The organism is Spirosoma sp. SC4-14 (assembly GCF_037201965.1).
GTDB lineage: Bacteria > Bacteroidota > Bacteroidia > Cytophagales > Spirosomataceae > Spirosoma.
In genome coordinates this window covers 4,971,356-4,995,876 of the sequence record NZ_CP147518.1, presented here as the reverse complement: position 1 = coordinate 4,995,876, position 24,521 = coordinate 4,971,356, and the positions used below count along the sequence as shown (strand labels likewise).

General features: G+C 48.5%; 20 protein-coding genes. 4 read left to right on the top strand and 16 right to left on the bottom strand.

Features of this window, described 5'->3' with window-relative positions; translation table 11 throughout:
- Positions 1 to 131 precede the first annotated feature (131 nt).
- Positions 132 to 974 carry a S1-like domain-containing RNA-binding protein gene (locus tag WBJ53_RS20355; RefSeq protein WP_338869525.1) on the top strand — a complete coding sequence of 281 codons (843 nt, stop codon included), beginning with the start codon at positions 132 to 134 and terminating at the stop codon, positions 972 to 974.
- 29 nt (positions 975 to 1,003) lie between these two features.
- Here the strand turns inward: WBJ53_RS20355 and WBJ53_RS20350 are convergent, their stop codons facing one another.
- From WBJ53_RS20350 to rpiB, 3 genes are read right to left on the bottom strand one after another with little or no spacing between them, the layout of a single operon-like run.
- Complete coding sequence (locus WBJ53_RS20350) at positions 1,004 to 3,148, bottom strand: FUSC family membrane protein (protein WP_338869523.1); 2,145 nt, start codon at positions 3,146 to 3,148, stop codon at positions 1,004 to 1,006.
- Positions 3,149 to 3,184: 36 nt separating this feature from the next.
- Entirely contained in the window at positions 3,185 to 4,945 is a 1,761-nt protein-coding gene (locus WBJ53_RS20345; RefSeq protein ID WP_338869521.1) for an ABC transporter ATP-binding protein, read from the bottom strand.
- Between the two features lie 11 nt (positions 4,946 to 4,956).
- A complete protein-coding gene (gene rpiB / locus WBJ53_RS20340) occupies positions 4,957 to 5,388 on the bottom strand; it encodes a ribose 5-phosphate isomerase B (RefSeq protein WP_338869519.1) in 432 nt (143 codons plus the stop codon).
- A 143-nt stretch (positions 5,389 to 5,531) separates the two neighbouring features.
- Between rpiB and zwf the strand changes: the two genes are divergently transcribed.
- Complete coding sequence (gene zwf, locus WBJ53_RS20335) at positions 5,532 to 7,025, top strand: glucose-6-phosphate dehydrogenase (protein WP_338869517.1); 1,494 nt, start codon at positions 5,532 to 5,534, stop codon at positions 7,023 to 7,025.
- 96 nt (positions 7,026 to 7,121) lie between these two features.
- On the top strand, positions 7,122 to 7,856 hold the full coding sequence (pgl, locus tag WBJ53_RS20330; protein ID WP_338869515.1) for a 6-phosphogluconolactonase: 735 nt from the start codon (positions 7,122 to 7,124) through the stop codon (positions 7,854 to 7,856).
- A 65-nt stretch (positions 7,857 to 7,921) separates the two neighbouring features.
- Here pgl and trpS read toward each other — a convergent pair whose 3' ends face one another.
- Both trpS and WBJ53_RS20320 read right to left on the bottom strand, forming a co-directional pair.
- The gene (gene trpS, locus WBJ53_RS20325; protein WP_338869513.1) at positions 7,922 to 8,902 is read right to left on the bottom strand and encodes a tryptophan--tRNA ligase; all 981 of its coding nucleotides are present in this window, start codon (positions 8,900 to 8,902) and stop codon (positions 7,922 to 7,924) included.
- 83 nt (positions 8,903 to 8,985) lie between these two features.
- A complete protein-coding gene (locus WBJ53_RS20320; protein WP_338869511.1) occupies positions 8,986 to 11,253 on the bottom strand; it encodes an NADP-dependent malic enzyme in 2,268 nt (755 codons plus the stop codon).
- A 153-nt stretch (positions 11,254 to 11,406) separates the two neighbouring features.
- Between WBJ53_RS20320 and WBJ53_RS20315 the strand changes: the two genes are divergently transcribed.
- Entirely contained in the window at positions 11,407 to 11,982 is a 576-nt protein-coding gene (locus tag WBJ53_RS20315; protein ID WP_338869509.1) for a hypothetical protein, read from the top strand.
- Here WBJ53_RS20315 and WBJ53_RS20310 read toward each other — a convergent pair.
- The 11 genes from WBJ53_RS20310 to WBJ53_RS20260 all read right to left on the bottom strand — a co-directional run bounded on the left by WBJ53_RS20310 (position 11,971) and on the right by WBJ53_RS20260 (position 24,512).
- The gene (locus WBJ53_RS20310; protein ID WP_338869507.1) at positions 11,971 to 12,900 is read right to left on the bottom strand and encodes a bifunctional riboflavin kinase/FAD synthetase; all 930 of its coding nucleotides are present in this window, start codon (positions 12,898 to 12,900) and stop codon (positions 11,971 to 11,973) included. The genes WBJ53_RS20315 and WBJ53_RS20310 overlap by 12 nt on opposite strands.
- Entirely contained in the window at positions 12,897 to 13,616 is a 720-nt protein-coding gene (truB, locus tag WBJ53_RS20305; protein ID WP_338869505.1) for a tRNA pseudouridine(55) synthase TruB, read from the bottom strand. Before truB ends, WBJ53_RS20310 begins: the two co-directional genes overlap by 4 nt.
- 127 nt (positions 13,617 to 13,743) lie before the next feature.
- Complete coding sequence (locus WBJ53_RS20300; RefSeq protein ID WP_338869503.1) at positions 13,744 to 14,589, bottom strand: undecaprenyl-diphosphate phosphatase; 846 nt, start codon at positions 14,587 to 14,589, stop codon at positions 13,744 to 13,746.
- 110 nt (positions 14,590 to 14,699) lie between these two features.
- On the bottom strand, positions 14,700 to 15,038 hold the full coding sequence (locus WBJ53_RS20295; RefSeq protein WP_338869501.1) for a DUF3098 domain-containing protein: 339 nt from the start codon (positions 15,036 to 15,038) through the stop codon (positions 14,700 to 14,702).
- Between the two features lie 104 nt (positions 15,039 to 15,142).
- Positions 15,143 to 16,024 carry a permease-like cell division protein FtsX gene (locus WBJ53_RS20290; protein ID WP_338869499.1) on the bottom strand — a complete coding sequence of 294 codons (882 nt, stop codon included), beginning with the start codon at positions 16,022 to 16,024 and terminating at the stop codon, positions 15,143 to 15,145.
- Positions 16,025 to 16,176: 152 nt separating this feature from the next.
- The gene (locus WBJ53_RS20285; protein WP_338869497.1) at positions 16,177 to 17,721 is read right to left on the bottom strand and encodes a glycoside hydrolase family 32 protein; all 1,545 of its coding nucleotides are present in this window, start codon (positions 17,719 to 17,721) and stop codon (positions 16,177 to 16,179) included.
- A gap of 98 nt (positions 17,722 to 17,819) precedes the next feature.
- Entirely contained in the window at positions 17,820 to 18,779 is a 960-nt protein-coding gene (metF, locus tag WBJ53_RS20280; protein WP_338869495.1) for a methylenetetrahydrofolate reductase [NAD(P)H], read from the bottom strand.
- Between the two features lie 38 nt (positions 18,780 to 18,817).
- Positions 18,818 to 19,642 (bottom strand): phosphatase PAP2 family protein, encoded by an 825-nt coding sequence (locus tag WBJ53_RS20275; RefSeq protein ID WP_338869493.1) that lies wholly within the window; start codon positions 19,640 to 19,642, stop codon positions 18,818 to 18,820.
- A gap of 60 nt (positions 19,643 to 19,702) precedes the next feature.
- Positions 19,703 to 20,551 (bottom strand): phosphatase PAP2 family protein, encoded by an 849-nt coding sequence (locus tag WBJ53_RS20270; RefSeq protein WP_338869491.1) that lies wholly within the window; start codon positions 20,549 to 20,551, stop codon positions 19,703 to 19,705.
- A 39-nt stretch (positions 20,552 to 20,590) separates the two neighbouring features.
- Complete coding sequence (locus WBJ53_RS20265; protein ID WP_338869489.1) at positions 20,591 to 23,926, bottom strand: UvrD-helicase domain-containing protein; 3,336 nt, start codon at positions 23,924 to 23,926, stop codon at positions 20,591 to 20,593.
- 55 nt (positions 23,927 to 23,981) lie between these two features.
- The gene (locus WBJ53_RS20260; protein ID WP_338869487.1) at positions 23,982 to 24,512 is read right to left on the bottom strand and encodes a hypothetical protein; all 531 of its coding nucleotides are present in this window, start codon (positions 24,510 to 24,512) and stop codon (positions 23,982 to 23,984) included.
- Positions 24,513 to 24,521: the final 9 nt, after the last annotated feature.

Sequence of the window (24,521 nt, the reverse complement as noted above, 5' to 3'; positions counted from 1 at the left end):
CTTGCTTTAGCGGTGTCTGGTAAAACTTCAAATTAATTTAATATGAGACGTAGTTAGTTGGCGGTTGTATGGTCAATGAGCGGGGGCGGGAATTTATCGTTACTTTTGCCTGAAAGCTCTAGTAATTTTTTATGCTTAGAATCGGCCGTATGAACCGACTTACGGCGCTGCGCGAAACCAGCGTCGGTTTTTTCTTAGGTGATCCGTATCTCAATAACCCCAACGAAGATGTATTGTTACCCAACAAATATGTCCCGGAGTCGCTGGCTGTTGGCGAAGAAATCGACGTTTTCGTCTATACGGACTCCGAAGACCGGCCGATTGCCACAACCCTGACGCCACACATCATGCGCGATGAGTTTGCGCCCTTGCCGGTTGTGTCGGTCACTGGTATTGGCGCATTTCTGAACTGGGGGCTCGAAAAGGATTTGTTTGTGCCTCATAAGGAGCAGAGCAAACCGATGGAGGCTGGGCAATGGTATGTGGTTTATCTGTATCTCGACCGCCGGACGAACCGATTGGTGGCTTCCAGTAAAATAAGTCGGTTTCTGGATATGGATGTGTCGGAGTTACGTGAAGGCGATGCCGTCGATCTGCTGGCTTACGAACGTACTGATCTGGGCTTCAATGTGATCATTAACGACCGCTATCAGGGGCTTTTATATCGGAACGAAATTTTTCAGCCTATTCAGGTTGGCGACCGGATGCCGGGCTATATTAAACGCATTCGCGACGATAATCGGATCGATGTTAGCCTTCAGCAGGAGGGGTATCAGAATGTTGAACCCAATGCCCAGCGGATTCTGGATACGCTTAAAACAAATAGCGGTTTTTTACCATTGACCGATAAAAGCGACCCGCAACTCATTTACCGCACGCTGGAAATGAGCAAAAAAACGTTCAAAAAAGCCATTGGTACCTTATATCGGGAGCGCAAAATCGTGCTGCGGGAAGACGGTATTGCGTTGGTATAGGAATCGGTTTTATACAGCTCTACAAAAAACTACTCCCGAATTTGATCAATTAGTTTGCCAATGTCGCTGCTGACCTGCTGAATAAAATTTAACTGTTCGGTCAGAAGTCGGTCTTCGGCCGAAAGGGTTATTATGGGAATGTCTGTCGGCGACGTGGTTTTGGCCGGTTTTTCCGTATCTGGTTTTGTCGGTTTGTTCTCTAATCGCCAAAGACTGTCGCTCAGCGTAAACAATGCACGTTTGACCGGGCGGATAGTTGCAGCAGGGTATCTTTTTGCGCTATCGCTAACGAGAGCAGAAGTAATGGTGGCTACGCTGGAAGACAGAATGTGATTCAGCACAACGAATTTATAAATCGTTTGTTCGTTTCGTTGCTTGTGTTTAGGCTCCGACACCATTCGTTCGAAGGCGGCCGCGAGGTTTGCCGAAGTGACATACACCTCTTTTCGGGCAAGTTTATACTCAACAATGCCAACCTGGTTGCCAGATAGCACATCGAGCAGAAGCTGTACGTAGCTTACATTGGCTTTCAGTATATTGTACATCGGTTTGGCTAACTGCTCCGATTCCCAGCGGGGGAAAATTAAATAACTGGCTGCAAAAGCAATAAAACCACCCAGTAGTGTGTCCAGTAATCGTTCTTCGGCAGCGCCAAAATAGCTAATGCCCAGAAAATTGAACAAAATAAGAATGAAGGGCGTGAGGCAAATAACCATCACGATGTAGTTGACCCGCTGGGCGCTGTAAGTACCAATCATAAACAGCACCATCAGCACAAAATGCACGGTTTTGTCAGGAATAAACCACAGAATCAGAATACCGACCACTCCGCCCGCAAACGTTCCGATAATCCGTTCCATATTCCGTTGTTTCGTCAGGCTAAAGGCTGGTTTAAGAATTACCGAAATCGTTAACAGCACCCAGTAGCTATGGTGTCCGTATTCAAGAAATTTCGTAACCACGAAGCCAATCAGCATCGCTAAAGCTACGCGTACCGAATGCCGGAATACCGACGAGTTGAGCGTCAGGTTGTCTACAAAAGCTTTAACGTCGATTTTTTGGTGAGAAACAAACCGCGTATATTCCAGATCTTCGAGCGATGCTGGATTTGACTCGGGAACGTTGATATGAGTTTGCATCGTTATCAGTCGCTGACTTATGTTTCGCAACGTAACCAGCACTTTCTTCAAAACCAGCGTACTGCCTTCCCGGTCGCCAAGTGCATCGATTTCATTTTTGAGCTTGTTTAGTGCATGGGTAAAATCGATAGGTTTGCGAGCCGGTACCACCGATTGCACTGTCAGACCAATGTGGTCGAGTTCGGTCGATAACCGACGAACAAGCCGGGCTATCGTGTCCAGAACGCCGGTTGGCCCGAATCGCTCGCGAATGGCCGCGTAGTCGTAATACATCGTTACGATTTGTTCGTAGAGGTCGACTACATCCACAAACGTCAGTACCAGTAACCGGCCGGTGCTGGTTGATTCGGCCACAAATTGCCGACTTTTGAAAAGCAACTCCCGAACTTCATCCTGTTTTTCACTTACCACGACCTGCTGGGTAACCAGTCGCCGATAGTCGCTTTCGAGCTCGGTTGTCGTATTATAGAAATCGGCCTTTATGGCCATGAACTTAGCAATTTCATGAATACATAATCCCAGTGCCTGCTGCGCCGACCGATAAGGCTGGAGCCGGAACGCCAGTAAGCTGATAACCGTATACCAGATACTACCCGCCAGAATTGCACCCGATTGCACCAAAATACCGTTTACGTCGAGCGGTCGGTCGAGGGTAAGAATCATGACCAGCAGCGCGGCTGTGCCAACCGAAGCCGCCCGGGCTCCGTAAACATTCAGCATGGAAAAGAGGAACCCGAACACCAGAATTTCGAGGCCCAGTGTAAACGCGTTCATGCGGGCAAACCCCGTGATAAATGCAATGATAAAGCCAGAGGCAACCGTAGCGGCCATCCCGTTTTGCCGATGCCGAACTGGGCCGGGAGCATCGCTCAGGCTAACACTCAACGCACCCATCGACATGGCCATCCCCATCGACAACTGGTCGATCTGAGCCAGCAGGAGCGAGGGTAGCAAAATGGATAGCGTGGTTCGCAGGCCATTGGAAAAATACTGGCCTGACAAAAAGTAGTTAACCTGTCGGGTACGTTTATTCATGAAACTGTTTTACGACGTTCAGACAAAATCCTCCAGTCAGGCCCGAACATCGTCCGTCTTTCGTTCGCCTATTTGCTGTCGCCACATAGCGTAATATAGCCCTTTTTGCGAAACCAGCTCATGGTGGTTTCCGGCTTCTACAATCTTTCCTTTCTCCAGCACAAAAATGGTATCGGCATGCATGATGGTTGATAAGCGGTGAGCAATCAGTACCGTTATCTGCTCATTCATGGCCGAAACACTGCGAACGGTAGCCGTTATTTCCTCTTCCGTAATGGAATCGAGCGCGGAGGTAGCTTCGTCGAAAATAAGCAACCGGGGGTGCCGAACCAGGGCTCGGGCAATCGATACCCGTTGTTTTTCTCCCCCGGACATCTTCAAACCTCCTTCGCCAATTTGCGTATCGAGACCTTTTTCGGAGCGAGCTAGCAATGGACCACAGGCCGCTTTAGTTAGGGCATCGAGCAAGTCGGCTTCGGTTGCATCGGGCTTCACAAACAGCAGGTTTTCGCGGATGGTCCCCGAAAACAGGTGTGTATCCTGGGTAACGAAGCCGATTTGCCGACGCATTGGATTGAATCGAAGGTCTTTGGTCGAAATGTCGTTGTAAAAGATTTCGCCATCCACGGGTCGATAGAGGCCTACCAGCAATTTTACCATTGTCGACTTCCCCGAACCCGATGGACCTACAAAGGCAATGGTGTCGCCCAGACTAGCCTCAAAAGATACGCCGTCGATTGCATGCTGACGAGCACCTTTGTGCTGAAACACAACATCAGAAAACCGGAGGTGCTCAATTGGTCCCACCTCAACGGGCGACTCAGGATTTCGTTCGATGGGTTTCTGCATCAACTGCTCAAAACTGTTCAGTCCGGCTTCGGTTTCGCGGTAGGCCAGAATAATATTGCCCATATCCTGCAATGGATTGAAGATCGATACCGAAATGAACTGCATCGAAATCAACTCACCCGTACTGAGCACATTATGAAAAATCAGCCACAGTAGCGTAAACAGGATCGATTGCTTCAGTACATTGAGCGTCGTACTTTGCCAGAAGGTTAGCAGCCGCACACGCCGAACCTTAAACATTTCCAGTTCGAAAATCCGGTTGGTTTGCCCTTTTAGCCGACGTATTTCGGGAAACGTCAGCCCGAGGCTTTTGATCAGTTCGATATTGTGCAGCGATTCGGTAATTACCCCCGACATCAGAGCCGTTTCGCGGTTGATCGACCGTTGCGTTGTTTTGATCTGCTTACTGAGCAAACCGGTCAGGCTTCCCAACACCAATACCCCAATCACAAACACCGGTACCAGCGCCCAATGTTTTGTGATGGCATACCAGACCAGAAACCCCATGCCAACGATAGACGAGAAGAGAATATTGACAAACGAGTTGATGAACTTCTCTGTATCGGTACGGACCTTTTGCAGAATGGATAGGGTGGCACCGCTACTCTGGTCGCCAAATTCCTGATACGACAAACGAAGTGTTTGTTTTAATCCATCGTTGAAAATATCGGTTCCGAATTTCTGGACAACCAACCGGGTTTGGTATTCCTGAAATGCTTTGGTAATATTCGCTACTACGGCAACACCCACCGCAATGCTCAGCAACTGCAACACCCCCGAAATCTTTTCAGAATCGGGTTTCGTTCCTGGGCTCGTAGCATATTCATCAATCAGTTTACCGAAAATGATTGGATCAATCAGCGCCAGAATCTGCGCAATGCCAGCCAGCAGCAGTGCGAACAATGCCAGCCAGCGATAGGGCTTCAGATAGGTCCAGAGAATGGCCATAGATGCCCTTTTTACTCGTCTAGCTCCTGAATCCGCGCCAGATGCCGACCTCCTTCAAAGGGCGTGTCGAGCCAGATCTGAACGAGTTTCAGGGCTGTTTCTTCCGACATCATTCGTTCGCCCAGCGAAATTACATTGGCATTGTTATGCTGGCGACCTAATCGGGCTGATTCTTCGTTCCAGCAGAGAGCACAGCGAACGCCTTTCACGCGGTTGGCTGTCATGGCTTCGCCATTGCCCGATCCTCCCAGCACCACGCCCCGTTCAACCTCTCCGGCAGCAACGGCTTCGGCAACGGGACGAATAAACCGGGGGTAATCGACGGGGGGGGTTTCGGCGTATGTGCCCTTGTCGACAACGTCGTGACCCAGGTCGGTTAACATGTTTTTGATGGCTTCTTTGTAGTGGAAACCGGCGTGATCGGAGCCAATGGCGATTTTCATAGCGTAAACAGTAAATAAGAAACAACGCTCAAATGTACTAGAATCATGGACTATGTTGAATCCTTAACAAGTTAAACTTGTTCAACAGAACGGACGCAGGTATCTTGCGCCGTCTTTCGGTTTGACAACAACCTGTTTACCAAATGATCCCTGCTACTAACCAGCGACCTCCTGCCACTGTTATTTTTATTTTTGGTGGAAGTGGAGATCTCAATTTGCGCAAACTTACACCTGCGCTCTACAATTTATTTATCGATACTTATTTGCCAGAAAATTTCTCCGTTGTTGGTATTGGCCGGAGCAATTATACAGACGAAACATTTCGCGAACGCCTGTTGGATGGTGTTAAAGAATTCTCCCGGCGTAAGGATGGGCCGTGGGATCAGTTTGCACCGCACATCTCCTATTTGCAGATGGACGGTGGCGACGAAACTGCGTATCCGAAAATTTCGGATTTTGTAGCGGCCCGAAAAGAGGAGTGGGGTGAAGAACCAAATGTGCTCTTCTATCTGGCCGTAGCGCCACAACTGGTGCCTGGCATTGCTACCAACCTATCGAAACTGCCGCTTTGCCACGATAAACCGCATGTTCGGATTGTGGTAGAAAAACCGTTTGGCCATGATCTGAAAACGGCTCAGGAGCTAAATACACTACTCGGTGGCTTGTTTGCCGAAGAACAGATCTACCGGATCGACCACTATCTGGGTAAGGAAACGGTTCAGAATATACTGGCCCTTCGCTTTGCCAATTCGCTCTTCGAACCGATCTGGAACCGGCGTTATGTCGAACATATTCAGATTACGGCGGCCGAAACCGTTGGTCTGGAAGGGCGCGGTGGCTACTACGAAGGTTCTGGCGCCCTGCGTGATATGATCCAGAACCACCTGTTGCAGGTGCTGTGTATGGTTGCTACGGAGCCGCCGATCAGTTTCGATGCCAACGAAGTTCGGAACAAAAAAGTAGATGTGCTGAATGCTATCCGCCGGATTCAACCCGATCAGGTCAATGAGGTTGCGGTGCGGGGGCAGTATGGACCAGGTAAAGTAAAAGATAAGGATATGCCCGGTTATCGGGAAGAAGAGGGCGTTAAACCCGATTCGGCTACCGAGACGTTTGCCGCCGTTAAGTTATACGTCGATAACTGGCGCTGGGAAAATGTGCCGTTCTATCTGCGTACGGGCAAGTCGATGCCCGAGAAAACAACGGTCATTACCATCCAGTTTAAACCCGCTCCAAACTATGCATTTCCGGGCGAAGCAACCAGTACCTGGGAGGCTAATAAATTAGTGATCAGTATACAACCCGCTATGGATATTCGGTTGCGTTTGCAGGTGAAGCGGCCTGGTCAGACGTTAGCTATCGATCCGGTCGAAATGGTATTTAGCTACAAAACGGCCTACGATGGTCAGGAGCCGGAAGCCTATGAAACCCTTTTGCTCGATGCCATGACGGGCGATGCAACCCTGTTTATGCGGGCCGACCAGGTAGAAGCTGCCTGGAAAGTGGTAACGCCAATTATTGAAGCCTGGGGTAGTGAAGCGCCAACCGATTTTCCGAACTATGCACCAGGTTCGTGGGGACCACAGGCGGCTATGGACCTCATCGAGAAAGATGGCTTCGAATGGATGACAAAATAATGTTGAAAAAGTTTTTAGTTTACGGTTTTCAGTGGCTCCGCGCAAGAGTTAGGTTCTAACCAAGCGGAGCCACTGAAAACCGTAAAACTCCTTCTGATGCAACTCATAACGACCAAGAATCCTGCTGATCTGGCTAAAACTGCGGCTGACTTTATTGCAAAGCGCATAACCGATGTGCTGAAGAAGCCAGGCTCCGATGGCCAGGAGCGGTTTACTATTGCCCTCTCGGGAGGGAGTACTCCCAAAGCCCTACACGAACTTTTGGCCAAATCGCCTTACCGGGAACAGATTCCGTGGGCGCAACTGCATGTGTTTTGGGGAGATGAACGCTACGTGTCTATTCATGATGAGCAGAGTAATGCCGGTATGGCTTACGATACGCTGCTTGGTCATGTTTTTACGCCTGAATCACAAATCCATGTCTGGAATACCGAACTGGAACCCGAAGCGGCTGCTGCCGACTACGACCGTATTTTACACGACTATTTTGGCGAAACCGGCCCAACTTTCGATCTGGTCTTACTCGGTATGGGCGACGATGGGCATACGCTATCCTTGTTTCCGGGCACAGAGGTTGTTCACGAAAAAACAGCATGGACAAAAGCGTATTTCCTGACTCAGCAGAGTATGTATCGGCTAACGCTAACGGCACCTATTGTGAATCGGGCGTCGTGTGTTGTGTTTCTGGTTGCTGGCCCTAAAAAAGCCGAGCCGCTAAAGGAGGTATTGGAGGGAGACTATAATCCAGACAAATATCCCTCGCAGGAGATCAAACCGATCAACGGTGAGTTAGTATGGCTCGTTGATGAGAAAGCGGCTGCGTTGCTGTGAATTGTTGAATGATTGAATTACGGTCAGCCGTTGCGGTTGAACAATTCAATCATTCAATCAATAATCTAGCAAAATCCTAGCTTTTCACGAACGCGGGTCATGGTTTTACTGGCCACTGCACGGGCTTTTTCTTCTCCTGCCTGTAGTTCAGCTTCCAGCGCATCAGGATTTTCAATCGTATAGTAGTTGAACCGTTCCCGTTCGGTGGCAAACTGTGCGATAATTAGTTCGTAAAGGGCTTTTTTTGCCATTCCGTAGCCATAATTTCCACCCTCATATAACCGGCGAAGTTCGTCTTTTTGCTCGTCAGATGCCAGTAGCGAGTATAGCTGGAATGTAATATCGGTATCCGGGTTTTTGGGGTCTTCGAGCGGGGTCGAGTCAGACTTGATCTTCTTGATCACTTTCCATAACTCATTTTCGGGCAGAAAAATGTCGATATAATTATTATACGACTTACTCATCTTTGCGCCGTCGATTCCTGGAATCGTCATTAGCCGGTCGTCAATCTGCGCTTCGGGCAGTATGAATATTTCTTCATCATACTGCCGGTTAAAGGTACTGGCAATATCGCGGGTCATTTCAATATGCTGGCGTTGATCCTTACCCACCGGAATGATTTCGGCATCGTAGAGCAGAATATCGGCAGCCTGCAAGACCGGATAAACGAAAAGTCCTGTATTAACCGCCCCCGTCGCACGATCCGATTTTTCCTTAAACGACGTTGCATTATTAAGCATCGGAATCGGCGTAAAGCAGCTCAGATACCAGCATAGTTCGGTATGTTCAGACACCCTGGACTGGCGCCAGAATGTATTTTTTGTCGTATCAAGCCCAAACGCCAGCCAGGTAGCCGCCACCGCTTTTGTAAATTCACGGCGCGTTGGCCCATCCTTAATTGTGGTTAGCGAATGAAGATCGGCAATGAATAAAAACGATTCATTGTCAGGGTGTTTAGATAAATCGATAGCGGGTTTAATAGCCCCCAGAATGTTTCCTAAATGCGGTCGCCCGCTGCTTTGAATACCTGTTAAAATGCGTGACACGTGATAGAATGATAAGTGATGAATGATGAATGATGAATGGTTTCGCGTCAGCCCATTCATCATTCATCATTCATAATTCATAATTACTTTCCCTGCGCTTCTACGACGGCGATGGCGACCATATTGACAATTTCGCGCTCGGATGAGCCTAATTGCAAAACATAAACAGGTTTGCGTATACCGAGCAAAATTGGACCAATGGCATCGAAACCGGCCGCTTCCGACATCAGGTTGTAGGCGATGTTTGCGGCCGACAGGTTCGGGAAAATGAGCGTGTTGGCTCCTTCGCCCACCAGCTTGCTGAACGGATGGTTTTGCTCCAGTAACTCGGTATTGAAAGCCAGGTGGGCCTGAATTTCACCGTCTACAATCAAATCAGGGTGTTTCCGTTGCAGGATCTCGACGGCACGGTTCATTTTTTCGGCGTCTTCCCCTTTGGCACTTCCGAAGTTGGAGTAGGTTACCAGTGCAATGCGCGGCTTGATGTTGAACCGCTCGACGGCTTTGGCGGTCATCTCGGTTATTTCCACAATTTCTTCGGCCGAGGGGTTAAAATTAACCGTAGTATCGGAAAAAAACAGTGGTCCCCGCTTCGTAAGCAGAATATACATACCGGCCACTTTCTGTACACCAGGCTCTTTTCCGATCACCTGAAGTGCCGGTCGGATGGTGTCTGGATAGCTGCGGGTTAGTCCGGAAATTAGTGCATCGGCTTCGCCCGTTTCGACCATCATCGCGCCAAAATAGTTGCGATAGTATATCATTTTACGGGCTTCGGTTGCATTGACGCCTTTTCGCTTGCGTTTCTCGAAGTATATGTTGGCAAATCGCTCGATCAAGCCATTTTGTTCGGGGGCACGTGGGTCAATAATCGGGATATTTCCCAAATCGAGACTGTGGTCCTGAATAATCTGTTGAACTTTGGCGGTTTCGCCAAGCAAAATTGGATAGGCAATGCCCTCATCACGAACTTGCTGGGCAGCCTTCAGTACTTTCAGATTTTCGGCATCGGCAAAAACCACTCGTTTCGGATTCGATTTGGCTTTGGTTAAAATAACCCGCGAAATCTGATTGTCCTGACCAAGCCGGCGGGCTAGTTGTTGTTTGTAGGCTTCCCAGTCTGAAATGGGTTGCCGGGCTACACCAGAGTCTATTGCAGCTTTGGCTACGGCCGGAGCCACAGTTGCCAGCAGGCGCGGATCAACGGGCTTGGGCAGAATATAAGTTCGACTAAAAACTATATTGTCTTCGCCATAGGCCAGATTCACAATATCGGGAACAGGTTTCTTGGCGAGTTCAGCAAGCGCATAGGTTGCTGCCAGTTTCATGGCCTCGTTGATTTCGGTAGCCCGAACGTCGAGTGCTCCCCGGAAAATGTAGGGGAAACCCAGTACATTGTTAACCTGATTGGGGTAGTCTGACCGGCCGGTTGCCATAATAATATCAGGACGAGCAGCCATTGCATCGTCGTAACTAATCTCCGGGGTTGGATTAGCCATTGCAAAAACAATGGCATCTCTGGCCATCGACCGGATCAGATCCTGGTTAACAATGTTGCCCTTCGAGAGTCCAACAAATACATCGGCATTGGCGAAGGCATCTGCCAGCGATTTAATATTGCGGGTGGTGGCAAACGGGCGCATAATGTCGCTGAGATCGGAGCGGTCGGTACGCAACGGCCCATTCACATCGAACATAACAATATTCTCGTATTGAGCACCCAGAGCCACATACTGCCGGGCGCATGAAATGGCAGCCGCGCCCGCCCCCAGAAACACAAACCGAGCCGTTTCGATCTGTTTACCAACCAGTTCGAGCGCATTGAGGAGTGCTGCTCCACTAACAATAGCCGTGCCATGCTGGTCGTCGTGCATGACCGGAATGTTCATTTCCCGTTTGAGTCGTTCCTCTATTTCGAAACACTCGGGTGCCTTGATGTCTTCCAGATTAACGCCACCGAAGGTTGGTTCCAGAATTTTGACTGTCCGGGCAAACTCATCAATATCTTTTGTATTGAGCTCAATGTCAAAGACATCAATATCGGCATAAATTTTGAAGAGTAATCCTTTACCTTCCATAACAGGCTTACTGGCCGAAGCACCAATATCGCCCAAACCGAGTACGGCCGTACCATTACTAATAACCGCTACCAAATTGCCTTTGGCTGTGTATTTGTAGGCATCGTCGGGGTTTGCCTCGATGGCCAGGCAGGGTTCTGCCACGCCTGGAGAGTAGGCAAGTGACAGGTCGCGCTGGGTACTGTATTCTTTGGTCGGGATAACTTCAAGCTTACCCGGGCGTCCCTTGGCGTGGTAATCAAGGGCATCTTCACGCCGGATTTTCTGTTGCATAACAGTTTGATTGATGATCGTTACTTGTACGGTTTGGAGGGCGAAAGTACGTAAAATAAATAAGTTGGTTTTATTAATCGCATAAGAAACCAGAAGCTATACTTTTCGTAAGTATAAAGGGCTATCCATTTCACTACAATAAATTTATATGATATGAATAATTCTTTATTAACTACTGCAAATTTTCTTATAGAGGAAAAATCATTAACTATAGCTAGCCAGATAACTGCTCAATCGGTTGCTTCTATTAAGCAAATTAACCGATTGGTATCTAGTATGTTGATGGCTTGTTTACATCGGCAGTTGCAGACCAATATTGGTAAAGGGTTGGTACAGAGTATACTACAAAAACATGCTCTGCAGGTGGGCGATATTTCTGAAATAAACAGGATCAATGCTGCCGATATAACCACGTTCATCGCCGAGGGAAACCGGTTGTTCAGCACTATATTGCCGGGTAAGAAAAGTGCCGTATTACGAATTGTAGGGCATTATGCCCGGCTATCGTTTTCTGAAATCGATCCGGTTGTAGGGTTATGTGCTTATTCGTTATTTTCAAAGCTGGCTCTCGACTTGTCGAAGCAAAATGATATAACAACTCTCATGTTACCCTTTGAGAATTTGGCAGAACTCGCACCTGAGCTAACCTATAAAGATTATATCGCTATTGGTGCGTATTCCATGCTATCGTTTCCTCGGCCGGTGCCGGTTATTGTATCAGTTGCGTAATACGGCTCTTGCCGATTCTTCGTCTAACTTCAATTGATTCACCAGAGCCGGTAAACCATCGAACTTCACCTCCGGGCGTAGGTACTCCCGGAATTTAAGGGTCATGTGTTCGCCATAGATGTCTTTGTTGAAGTCGAAGATGTAAGTTTCAATCGTTTGGTGAGTTCCGGCTACAGTAGGCCGAAATCCAATATTTAGCATACCACCATAGGTCTGGCCAGCATAGACCACGTCAACAGCATAGACTCCATTGGCTGGAACGAGCTTGACCGGATCGTCAACCTGCAGGTTTGCCGTTGGATAGCCAATTGTTCGGCCAAGTTGCCGACCTTTTACGATGGTGCCCGTCAGGTTGTATTGGCGACCCAGAAAGCGATTGGCCGTATGCACGTTACCCTCCTGAAGCGCTGTTCGGATTTTTGATGAACTAACCCCTACTGCTTCTACATCCTGGCGGGGAATTTCCTCGACCTCAAAACCGTATTCGCTCTGATGTTCCTGAATATAATCGAAGCCGCCCTCCCGGTCGCGGCCAAAGCGATGGTCGTAACCAATCACCAGTTTTTTTGTGCCAATTTTATCGATCAGAATCTGCCGGATATACTGTTCTGAAGTAAGCTCCGAGAACGACCTCGTAAACGGAATGACAACCAGATGACTGACGCCGGCCTGTTCGATTAAATCGATTTTTTCATCAAGCGTGGTCAATAATTTCAGGTTCTGGCTGTCGTTGGAAACCACTGTGCGGGGGTGAGGCCAGTAAGTAATAAGAACCGATTCGCCACCACTGCTCTGGGCTACTTCTGTGAGCCGGGAAAGTATTTTCTGATGCCCCCGATGAACGCCATCGAAGGTGCCGCTGGTAACGATCGCGTTGGGTAGCGGAGAAATATCGTCGAGTCCGTGATGAACTATCATAACTGAGGAGGAGATAAAACGGCGCGGCATCTGGCCACAAAGCTTTCGATTGTGTCGGCATCTTCTACCCGAAAATTACCGATGCGCGTCCGCCGAAGGCCACTCATATACGCGCCATTGTTGAGCAATAGTCCCAGGTCACGTACCAGGCTACGAATATACGTTCCTTTCGAACAAACTATTCGAAAGTCGACTTCTGGAAACCGGTCGGTCTGAACCTCAAATACGGAAACCGTAACCTGTCGGGATTTAATTTGATCGGAGGTTTCGCCACGGCGGGCTTTTTCGTAGAGCCGCTCGCCATTGACCCGAACCGCCGAATAAATGGGAGGAACCTGTAGAATATCGCCCGTTAGCTGCCGGGCAGCATCGCAGATTTGCTGAGACGTGATACCACTTACCTCGAATTCGGCATCGAATGCGGTTTCGAGGTCGACGGATGGGGTCGTTTTGCCAAGAACCAGGGTACCGGTATATTCTTTTTCCTGAGTCTGATACTGATCGATCTGCTTGGTCATTTTGCCGGTGCAGAGAATCAATAAACCCGTTGCCAGCGGGTCGAGTGTACCGGCATGGCCGATTTTTTTGAATTTGCAGGCATATTTAAGCTTATTGGCCACGTCGAACGAAGTCCAGGTAAGTGGCTTGTCGATCAGAATAACCTGACCCGGATCGGGTTGGCCGGGGGCTTGTGTTGATGCGTTCTGTTGAGACACGTAGTAAAAACAAAGAAGTGCAAAGATACACCGGGGATCGGTTCTCTGTGCACCTCAATGAATTCTTCTGATGATAACGATTGCCAAAGCCGAGGCCCAAGTAGTAAGAATTTGTTGACCGTAAGGCTTAAATAACATCTAATTTAACGCCAGCAGCCACTAGGCCCAGCAGCACCAGACCCAGTATGATCCGGTAATACCCGAATACTTTGAATCCGTATTTGGTTAAAAAGCCTACAAACCCACGAATGGCCAGCATACCTACGATAAATGCAATTACATTACCAATCAGCAACGTTTGGTAATCTGCTGGCTGAAGTAACTTATATGTTTTGAGTAGTTTATAACCCGAAGCGGCTGCCATTGTTGGCACCGCCAGAAAAAACGAAAATTCGGCCGCCTGTTTGCGGGTCAATCCCTGAAACATGCCACCAATAATTGTTGCTGCCGACCGCGATACGCCCGGAATCATAGCAATACATTGGAAGAAGCCAATTCGAATAGCATCGCCAACGGTAACATCACCATCTTTGGGCTGGCGATTGACAATTTTATCAATAAATACCAGTATGATACCGCCCAGGAGCAGAGTGATGGCTACTACCACAACATTTTCGAGCAGCGAGTCGATGAAATCATTCAGCAAAAAACCAATAACGGCCGCAGGGAGAAAGGCAATCAGGATTTTGCTGTAAAAATCGAGCATCGGCTGTAGGTGTGGAGGGAACGATTTCAGATAGGAAGGGACCACAAAAGTACCCGTGCGGGTGTTGGTCATGAAACGTCGGTGATACAGCACCAGTACCGACAGAATGCAACCGAATTGAACGTCGACTGTGTAAAGTTTGGTAAATTCGTTACTGGCAATGCCAGCCAGGGAGGAGTAGATAATCATGTGACCCGTTGAGGATACTGGCAGAAATTCAGTTAATCCTTCAATAATGGCCAGCGCAATAGCGTGAATTAAATCCATAGGTGGGAAATTAGTTTATGGTTTATGGTTTACGGTTTATGGTTGCTTCGCTTGGTTAACACCTAAATGAGCAGAGCAATCATAAACCATAGACGATAAACCATAAACCCTTAGGCCTTCGGTCGGGTAAGGATGGCGAAAAATTCAATAACAAATCCGCTCATAACAACAAGAGGGCCGAGCGTGAGGCCAAGGAAGCCAAAACCGAATTCTTCTTTGTCGAGGCTCATAATAAAGAAACCAGCCAGAATAGCCGCAATGCCGATCAGCATCAACACATAGTTCTGCCGGCCGAATGGCAATGTTGCCGATGTATCCCGACGAGCGGCTTCTGTTGTTGAAGCGCGAAGAGGGGCTGGCTTGGCAATCGGACTAACCGGCGCCGATGCCTTTTTGGCTGGTTCTTCGCGTGTTAGCGTAGCCGAGCCGTATGATTTGTCTTTTGCCATATTCGTAAGTCAGTTATACGTTTTGTGTAACTTTAAATTCAGACTGTAGTTTTCGGCGCAGGCAGATTTTGCCCGTGGTTGTGTGAAAACTCACCCTATGATAACTAATATAACTCATCAAGCGTTAGGCCCAGATATCGGTTAACAGCCTGAAAAGTACTCAGAAAACCAATAAGAATGCCCAAAGCCACAATACCAATCATCAGAAAAATAAGTTTCTCTGTATCCTGAAACATAGCCAGTTCGGGTAGGTTATGAATCGCTAGCTGCAAACCCGCCAGCAGCAACACTACAGCAATACCCCCTGCCAGTAATCCCTGCCACATACCACGGCCCAGAAATGGCCGGGTAATGAAACCATTGGTAGCACCAACCAACTGCATACTCCGAATAAGCATTCGCTGCGAATGCAACGCCAGTCGAATGGTGTTGTTCATCAGAACAACAATAATTAACAACAGAATCAAAGCAAAGGCCGACATCACAGCATAGATCTTAGTGATATTGCGGTTGATATTGTCGACCAGATTTTCCTGGTAAACTACTTCAAAAATACCATCGATTTCTTCAAGATCTTTCTTGGCCTGTTGCAGCTTTGCTTCTTCGAAATACTCTTCGTTCAATTTAATTCGATAACTGTCGCGCAATGGGTTTTCGCCCAGAAATTTGGTGAAATCTTCTTTGGTTTCAGCAATAAACTCTTTTGCCGCTACATCCTTTGGCACAAACGTCATTTGTGCGCTGCTGTTGGTTTTCAGTACATAGGGCTTTTCGGCAATTGCTTTCGATAACTTAGTCAGTTTAGCATCGCTCAGGTCTTTATCCAGAAAAGCCCGCATCTCGTAGTTTTCACGGATATAGGTAACTACCCGCTTCGACTGAATAGCCAGCAAACCGCAAAATCCAATCAAAAACAGGGCCAGCGTCAGACTAAACAAGATCATACCGCTGGGATATGCGCCTACTTTCTTTTTTGTACGAGCCATTCAGTGGGTTCGTGTTAATATGACAAAAATAACGCTTTATGTGGGCGAACCGCCTAATTTAAGAAAATTTAGGTTTTTGGGCTTCGCACAGGGCGTTACGGAGAGGGCTGGGAGTGATTTATCCTGAACCCCGCTCTCCCTGCACAAAGCCCCTACTTCCAGATCGGTTCCACCGATCGAATCAGAACCGAACGGAATCCATCACCAAAAAATTCAATTCCCCGGCTTTCGGGTTTAGGAAATATCTGATTCGTCAGCGTAACTTCACCATTATTGCCAAATACTTCAACCGACGAGCGATCTACCCAGATTTGTAACGAAATTTTACCGTTTTGTGGTTTAAGCGGTGCCGTAAATCGACCGGGAAATTCTTTTTTGAACGAAACATCGCCCGAGCGGCTCCGGTCAACATACAACTGTTGTTTCGACGGATCGTAGCCAATAATCGTTTCTTCGCCCTTTCCCGACGTAGCTTCGTCTTTTTTGACCCGAACACCTACGCCCGTTTTCGCGGCTTCAAATTCGAGTTGTAAGCAGTAGGTATCGCCTGATAAGCTGTTGCTGGCCAGGCTTTGGTTAAGCTGAGCTACGTCAGTTCCAGTCCATTGAAAGCTGGTGTTTAACAGCGGTTTTAGTTCCTGAATCGGCTGTTGGCGCAATTCATAACGTAAGGCCGGAGCCAGAATTTTGGCCAGACGCAATTCGCGGGGTAATGTCATCGTACCCCGAAAGGGAGTGGTCGGAATGTCGTTGGCATATTGTAGGTTGTTCATCCAGCCAATGCTAATGGCCCCGCGGTTGCCCCGTCGTGGCAGGTTATTAAATGTAATAGCTGCGTAATAGTCTTTGCCCCAGTCTACAAAGCGAATATCACCGGGTTTAGATTCGTTGATGAAGGTTGATCCATTGAATCGACCGACGTAATACTGGATTCCTGAACCACCGGCTGGTGCATTATTTCCCATCGATAGAAAAAGAACCCACTTCCGCTCCATGGTACCATCGACCGGAACTTCCACCAGATCCGGGCATTCCCAAACCGTGGCTGGGCTATCATTGGCCGTAAATTCGCCGGTTTTTGTCCATTCCTTCAGGTTTGTCGATTTATAGAACAAGGCTTTTTTGTCGGTTGGAAGCAACACAACCATAACCCAATGCTGGCTGGGTTCATACCAGAAAACCTTCGGATCGCGAAAATCTTTCTGTTTCAGATCAATAACCGGATTGCCCGCATATTTGGTCCAGGTGCGTCCCTTATCGAGGCTATAGGCGATGTGCTGGCTTTGGTTTCCTGTTTTCGCGCCCGTATAAACAGCAACCAGCGGAATATGGCCGTCCTGTCCGAAACCGCTCGTATTGGTTTTGTCGACAACACAGCTTCCCGAGTAAATCATGGTTCCATTTTCTTCGGGAATGGCCGAAGGAAGTTCCTGCCAGTGAACCAGATCCCGACTGATGGCATGCCCCCAGGTCATATGCCCCCAGCGAATGCCAAACGGATTATACTGATAAAACAGGTGATACTCGCCATCGTAATAAACCAGGCCATTGGGGTCGTTGAGCCAGTTGTTACGGGCAGAGAAGTGGTATTGCGGACGATAGGTTTGCTTATAGGTTGTATCGCTGGTTACACGCTGAGCTAGTAAGGCCGAAGTTGTTAAGTCAAACACAAGCAACACCACAAGGGCACGATTCATAACTAGTTTAAGAGGTCTTTAGGTGTGATCGTTTAGCAAGTTGACACAGTTTTCCGGGTTTTTACTTACTAAATTATCAACTGGTCGTGTTATTTTTTTTAAAACACTTCGCGGGCAATTTTCATGATGTTATCAGCCTTGCCCATCGTATAAAAGTGCAATACGGGAACTCCATGCGCAATAAGTTCGCGACATTGCTGAATGCTCCATTCAACGCCTGCCTGCCGGGCCTGCTGGTCGTTTTCGCAGGTGTCAACCGCTTTAACAAGATCCTGTGGCATTTCGAGATGAAAAATTTTGGGCAGAATCTGGAGCTGTTTCCGGGTGCTGATGGGCTTTAGACCGGGAATGATCGGAATAGTAATGCCTTCCTGTCGGCAACGGTCAACAAACGCGAAATATTTCTGATTATCGAAGAACATCTGCGTAACGATGTAGTCGGCTCCCTTGTCGATCTTGTGCTTCAGATAGTGGAAATCAATGTCATGATCAACGGCTTCAAAGTGCTTTTCGGGATAAGCTGCTACACCGATGCAAAAGTTGCTGGGTGCTAATGGCGTGTCTTCTTCGTGCAAATAAATACCCCGATTCATGTTGGCAACCTGCTCAACCAGTTCGCTGGCATAGGTGTAGCCGTTTTCTTTGGCTTTAAATGTCGTAAATGGTTTGGCTGGGTCGCCCCGAAGTACCAGCGCATTGTCGATACCCAGATAGTGCAGGTCGATCAGGAAATCTTCAGTCTCTTCCCGCGTGAAGCCACCACATAGCACATGGGGCACCGGATCGACATTGAACCGATGCATAATGGCCGAACAAATGCCAACCGTGCCGGGTCGTTTTCGGGTTACAATTTTCTGAATAGTGCCATCGGGTAGCGGGCGTTCGATGTACTCTTCGCGGTGATACGTAACGTCGATAAACGGTGGTTTAAATTCCATCAGGGGCTCGATATTGTTGAGCAGGTTTTTCAGATTGTCGCCTTTAATGGGCGGTATCACTTCAATCGAAAAAATGGGTTTGCCATTTGCGGCTTTAATGTGATCTGTAACTTTAGTCATTCAGGAAACGGCTTATTCGTTCACTTGCGAAGCATCCATTATCGCGAAAACACCAACAATCGTGCGTTGATTCCAGTAGCAGCACCGTTGTTCCAGGGCCTAATAGTAAGCCGTTGGCCCATAGCTGATTGCTTTTTTAGCTGATGTAGCCGGGGAATTCCCCAGCCTGCCAGCGAACCAAAAGCAGCCCCAACCAGAATGTCGCTCGGGAAATGATACCCGGCTTCGTAGCGCATCAGACTGGTAGTGGAGGCCAGCCCAAGCATCACAACCCAAACAACAGGCTTTAATTTTGATTTTGGGTAGAAATGACGAAACATTTCCGACGCAAATACGGCCGATGCAAAAGCGGTACCGGCGTGTCCCGAAAAAAAGGACTGGCGACCATTTGGCGCTAGCTTAGGGTCTAGTGGAGCATCGGGATTATACACATACGGACGTGTGCGTAACACAATGTTTTTTACTGTTTGCTGAACGAGCGTGGGCAAAGCCAGTACTTCAATATACATCAGTGGCACAGTAGCCCAGTTTTTATACCGAAACAAGGTTGGTGCGGCAATGAGTCCGGTGGCCACAAAGTTAGCCGTTAGGGTCTGATCACTCAGCGTGAAAGCTGCTGGCGACCATTTATACGTAGCCCCGCGATCAAATGCATTGACCTGGTTCCGATCAAAATGGCTTAGGTCATTTATGGTGAACGGTTGCACCTGTTGCTCCAGTACCAGCGACGTTAGGCCCGTAATACCTGACAGTCCCAGTAAGGCAGCATCGGTTTTCCAGCTTAGGCGATAGGGATTTTGTCGCAGTTTGGTTGCTGGCGCCGATAGAGTATCCTGCCCGTGTGCTACAGCTAGTTGCAGCATGAGCAGGCAGGTGAAAACAGTACGTCTGGTTTGCAAAAGGAATGGTATTTAGACGCAAATTTACGGATTAACCCGAGATGTTGAATGAAACCGATAACGGGCATAGAGACCGGTGGATGTTCCGTTACTCCAGGGCTGTATGTCGAGTCGGTGACCCCAGGAATTTCTGTTTTTTACTTCGTGTAATTTTGGTATTCCCCAACCAACCAACGAACCAAAAGCAGCCCCAACCAGCAGGTCTGTTTTATAGTGACGCCCACTTTCATACCGCATCACACAGGTTGCGCTGGCCAGGCCCAATGTGCCAATCCAGACCACTGGTTTGAGTTTTGATTTGGGAAAGTAATGCCGAAAAACTTCGCTCGTGAAAACGGCAGTGGCAAAGGCTGTTGTGGCATGGCCCGAAAAAAACGACTGGCGTGCATCGCGGGTGAGCTTTTTGTCCAGGGCAACATCCGGATTAAAAACGAAGGGACGAGGACGTTGCGACAGGGCTTTCACGGTACTTTCAACGCCATTGGCAATCAGTAACGTTTCCAGATACATAATACCCAGTGTTTTCACATCCTGCCGAAGTGGTTTCAGGCCAAGTGTGAGCAGAATAGGCAATCCAACGTTGGAGTAAAGCGTCAGGTCGCTAACTTTAGCAATAGACGGGTCCCAGTGCAGGGTGGCGCTTCTGTCGAAAGCGTTAATATTGTCGCGATTGAGCGCAGCTACGTCGGCAGGAGTAAGCGGATCGACCGATTGGTTCAGCAGAACAGACGCTCCATACGTAATAGCACCCGCGCCAGTGAGAGTTAATTCACGACTGGTTTTGAGTTGATAGGGCGATTCGGACGTTTGGGCAGTGCCGGTAAGTGATTGTAGCGTTAGCCAAATGAAAAAAATGGGGGTTGACGTTCTCAAGCTGATACTAAAAGCCATAAATATGAAAACATAAAACAGTTAAACTACCCGCACAACAGTGGGTTCGTCGGCCAGATAAACCAATCGGCCTTCAACTTCAGGAAATCCCATATCTCGATACAATCCGGTAAAATACCGGAGTGAATCAGTTGGGTTAGTTGGTAAAGAAGAGAGGGAGGAAGGGTCTGTCAATGATTCATATTGAACCAGTATAACACTGCCATCAGGATAATATACAACGCGGTGGGGGGCGCCATAGATACGTTTGTTGCTTAAAATACTTCGGTCGGTGTCGATCCGTAAGGTTGAATCGAACAGCGAAGCCAGCAACGGATGAGTGACAATTGCAATAAGCGTTTTCTTTAAATCGTCGCATTCGGCCTTTCGAACCAGCCCTTCGCCCACAAGTTTCCGTAGCGTTTGATCAATGGTATCGGGGCCTTTTAGCAGGCTCAGCGCAGCACAGAGCTTCCGGTCGCGTTCGCGGGTCCGTTCAAACGTTGCCACGTCGAAAACCCGCTCTGCCTGTCGCCGTAGTTGCAAATCCTGACCACGATGCCCACTAATAACGTCGTCAAGAATAATTTCATCGAGCGTTTCGGGGGCTTTCTGATGGTTAATGGCATCGGTACATAAACTCACCGTATAGCTATACTGACCATCCTGCCAGGCGCAACCGCAGTTGCGGGCAACCTCACTGTCGCGCAGAAACGCATGGAGCCAGTGGCTAATCGTGTTAGGTTGCCCTTTCCCAAACTCTTTAGCCTCGCTGATTATATAGAGCCGATCGGTCGGACGCGTAAAGGCAACGTAGAGCAGGTTCATGTTTTCCAGAAACGTGCGGGTTATTTCTTCTTCATATTGGGCGGCAATGGGTTCGGGAGCCCCCCGGAGTTTGCTGGTTGTGTTGGCCGGAGCTGATGTTAGTCGGGCAAGCTGGCCGGAGCCGTTTTCATGAGCGAGTACATCGGTTCGTAAGGAGGTAAGGTCGAGCCAGATGGTGCTATCGAGAATGGGTTCAACTTTCCAGTTGGCGAATGGGATGATTACAACCGGAAATTCCAGGCCTTTTGAGCGGTGAATGGTTTGAATACTGACCGAATTGCGGGCATTGCCCTCTACCGAAACTTTTTGCCGAACACTTTCCCAATACACCAGAAAATCGCTGAGATGGCCGCTCCGTTTTTGATTAAAGGCGAGCACTTCGTCCAGAAAACGAAAGAGGAATGGATTATGCTCAGCCTGGCTGAACAGCCCAAACTGAGCCGTTAGCCGCTCGGCCAACTCATACGGATTGAGTTGATTGAGTGCGTATTGATCAAGAGGGTATCCTTGTTGGGTCAGATACGCAAACACGCCCGAAACATCGCCCTCGGCTACCTGTTGGAGTTCTTCGGTTAGTGCATCGTCGGGAAAAATACCCTGAACGACCCGGTGGAATAGATACAATAATTCGTAGCGCAGTAGCGTATGGTCGGGCTGCTGGAGCACGTTCATGAGTGTAACAATCCACTTAACCGGGTCAGAAAACTCCAGCGATAGCGAATCGGCCGAAACCAGTGGAATCTGGCGGGCATTTAGTTCATTGGCCAGGGCTTTGGCATGGGCTTTTTTGCGGCAGAGAATTGCAATGTCGCCATAGCTATAACCATCGGCCAGCACACGATCCAGATGCTCTATTGTTTGCCGGAGCATTCTGGTGGTCAGATCCTGCTCGTTGTGTTCGTCTCGGGCCACAAAATCGATCTGAACGTGCCCCGCTTTTTGCGCATTCGGCTGGGCTTTCTGATGAAATTGCTGTTCTGTATCGAATACGTCGGCAAGTTTTGGGTGCTGGTGTTCGAACTTACGGGCCGTAAATTCAAAAAAATCGTTGTTAAACAGAACGATCGGTTCGGCACTTCGCCAGTTGGTATCCAGCATATCATCCTGTAAATGACCATCGAGCATGTCGATACGATCGGCAGTCCACGATCCTGGATTGTGAGCCTGTTTCAGCGAGTCGAGGTCTTTTCGATGGAGGGCTACAATCTGGTCCATGTCGCCCCCCCGGAATCGATAAATGGCCTGTTTCCCATCGCCCACAGCCAAATTGAAATGGTCGGCACCGAGGGCGTTTTCGATCAGAGGTAACAGATTGGCAAACTGTAGCCGCGAGGTATCCTGAAATTCGTCGATCAGAATATGATTGTATTTCGTGCCAAGGCGCTCGTAGAGGAAAGGTACCGGCTCCGAAGCAACAATGTTCAGAATTTTCTTATTGAATTCCGAAATATGAACCCGCCCATCGTTGCGGAGCAAATCGTCGAACTCAATGCGAATTTGTTTCAGGAGGGCAAGTTTTTGAAGGTGAGGCAGCAGGCAATCGAACAGCGCTACCTGTTGGCCATTAGCCTCACGAATGGCCTCGATTTGGGTAAGGCTGTCGCCTAAGTCGGCGGCCATACCATCAATCAACTCCTGAACGGGTTTAGGCGTTTTCTTTCCATACCAATCGCCATTGTTGAGTGCATTATACACCCGTGTGCCGGCTTCTTTTTTCGCGTTTCCTTCGGCAATCGCTTTTATATAGCCACCAACACCACTAGCTCCGTAGCTAAAATCAGTTTCGTCTAAGCCTGCATCAGTAATCCGTTTCCAGGCCCGTTGCCCATGACCGATAATATCGGCTTCGATCTGTTGGGTATAATTGATTAGTTGGATACGAATACCTCGCAGTGCATTGGGCGATAGTTCCTGAGCGGCATTAACGGCTTCGTAAAACTGATCCGATGTGAGATTTTTTCCGAATTCTTTCAGCAACTCGGGCAACTGGTTCCAGCTTTTGCCTTCGGCCGCCGTATGCGTGTAGTACTCGCTCAAAATGGTTGTGATCTCATCCATTTCGTCGGTTCCGGCCTTTTCGATCAGGTTGTCGATGGCCAGTTCGAGTACTTCGTCGGTTTCGAGCTCCACTTCGAACGAATAGGGAAAGCCCAGCTCGTCGGTAAAGGCCATGACTACCCGCTGCGTAAAGGAGTCGATCGTTGTTACGCTGAAATCAGCATAGCGATGCAGAATTGTTCGAAAAACCGATCTGGCTTTGGTCCGCAGGTTATCTGTTGCCAACTGAAAGGCATCGGTGCCAGGGGCAACGCCATAGAGTTCAGTAACCAGTTCGTCAAGTAAGGGTAGTTCTTTCCCATTGGCTATATCGGCCAGGCGTTCAAGAATACGATTCTTCATCTCATTGGCAGCGGCATTGGTAAACGTTACGGCCAGAATATGCCGGAAATAACTATCCGACTCGCCGGGGCGCAGTGCCAGCTTGAGATATTCTTTGGTGAGCGTATAGGTTTTGCCCGACCCCGCCGAAGAACTGTAAATCTTGAACATAGTGGTTAGGCATACGCCGTGAAAATACGCCGACCATCCTCACGGCGTACGCCCTTTAAAAATTATACCTCAAGCCCAGTCCGGTATTCAGATTCAGGAAAAATGGGGCCTGAAGCAATTCGACATAAAGTCCTGTTTCCAGAAAAAATGAATAAGGCTTACCGGTGGGGAAATATTCCAGTCCGGCAATGCCCGACCCGCCCAGCGACAGGGCTTTTTCATACTCTCCATTGAGTCGGGGTGGGTAATACCGGCGGGTGTTAATCTGTCCGCCAAAACCATAATAACCCCGAATGCTTTCGCTTTTAGTGAAAGCTTTGTGCCACAGGTAGTGACCCTGAACCGATAGCCCAACACTCTTGTAAACACCAGCCCGGTAGCTACGGTTCGTGCCATATAGCCCTCCAAAGGTGCCGATGTTCAGATCGAAAGCATGGTTATCGCCAAAATATTTTCGGATGTTGACACCCGAAGGCTCGCCAATCCGAAAGCCAACCGACCAGTTGTTGTATTGTGCCTGGGCTGTGTTCGAAGAGGCCAGCCAACCTAAAAAAACGAATGTTAAAATAAGAAGTGATTTTCGCATAGAGACCAT

Excerpts from the sequence above, each read along its gene's own strand:
- WBJ53_RS20355 (WP_338869525.1), top strand. The coding sequence starts at position 132 with ATGCTTAGAATCGGCCGTATGAACCGACTTACGGCGCTGCGCGAAACC.
- WBJ53_RS20350 (WP_338869523.1), bottom strand. The coding sequence starts at position 3,148 with ATGAATAAACGTACCCGACAGGTTAACTACTTTTTGTCAGGCCAGTAT.
- WBJ53_RS20345 (WP_338869521.1), bottom strand. The coding sequence starts at position 4,945 with ATGGCCATTCTCTGGACCTATCTGAAGCCCTATCGCTGGCTGGCATTG.
- rpiB (WP_338869519.1), bottom strand. The coding sequence starts at position 5,388 with ATGAAAATCGCCATTGGCTCCGATCACGCCGGTTTCCACTACAAAGAA.
- zwf (WP_338869517.1), top strand. The coding sequence starts at position 5,532 with ATGATCCCTGCTACTAACCAGCGACCTCCTGCCACTGTTATTTTTATT.
- pgl (WP_338869515.1), top strand. The coding sequence starts at position 7,122 with ATGCAACTCATAACGACCAAGAATCCTGCTGATCTGGCTAAAACTGCG.
- WBJ53_RS20320 (WP_338869511.1), bottom strand. The coding sequence starts at position 11,253 with ATGCAACAGAAAATCCGGCGTGAAGATGCCCTTGATTACCACGCCAAG.
- WBJ53_RS20315 (WP_338869509.1), top strand. The coding sequence starts at position 11,407 with ATGAATAATTCTTTATTAACTACTGCAAATTTTCTTATAGAGGAAAAA.
- WBJ53_RS20310 (WP_338869507.1), bottom strand. The coding sequence starts at position 12,900 with ATGATAGTTCATCACGGACTCGACGATATTTCTCCGCTACCCAACGCG.
- WBJ53_RS20300 (WP_338869503.1), bottom strand. The coding sequence starts at position 14,589 with ATGGATTTAATTCACGCTATTGCGCTGGCCATTATTGAAGGATTAACT.
- WBJ53_RS20295 (WP_338869501.1), bottom strand. The coding sequence starts at position 15,038 with ATGGCAAAAGACAAATCATACGGCTCGGCTACGCTAACACGCGAAGAA.
- WBJ53_RS20290 (WP_338869499.1), bottom strand. The coding sequence starts at position 16,024 with ATGGCTCGTACAAAAAAGAAAGTAGGCGCATATCCCAGCGGTATGATC.
- WBJ53_RS20285 (WP_338869497.1), bottom strand. The coding sequence starts at position 17,721 with ATGAATCGTGCCCTTGTGGTGTTGCTTGTGTTTGACTTAACAACTTCG.
- metF (WP_338869495.1), bottom strand. The coding sequence starts at position 18,779 with ATGACTAAAGTTACAGATCACATTAAAGCCGCAAATGGCAAACCCATT.
- WBJ53_RS20275 (WP_338869493.1), bottom strand. The coding sequence starts at position 19,642 with ATGCTGCAACTAGCTGTAGCACACGGGCAGGATACTCTATCGGCGCCA.
- WBJ53_RS20265 (WP_338869489.1), bottom strand. The coding sequence starts at position 23,926 with ATGTTCAAGATTTACAGTTCTTCGGCGGGGTCGGGCAAAACCTATACG.
- WBJ53_RS20260 (WP_338869487.1), bottom strand. The coding sequence starts at position 24,512 with ATGCGAAAATCACTTCTTATTTTAACATTCGTTTTTTTAGGTTGGCTG.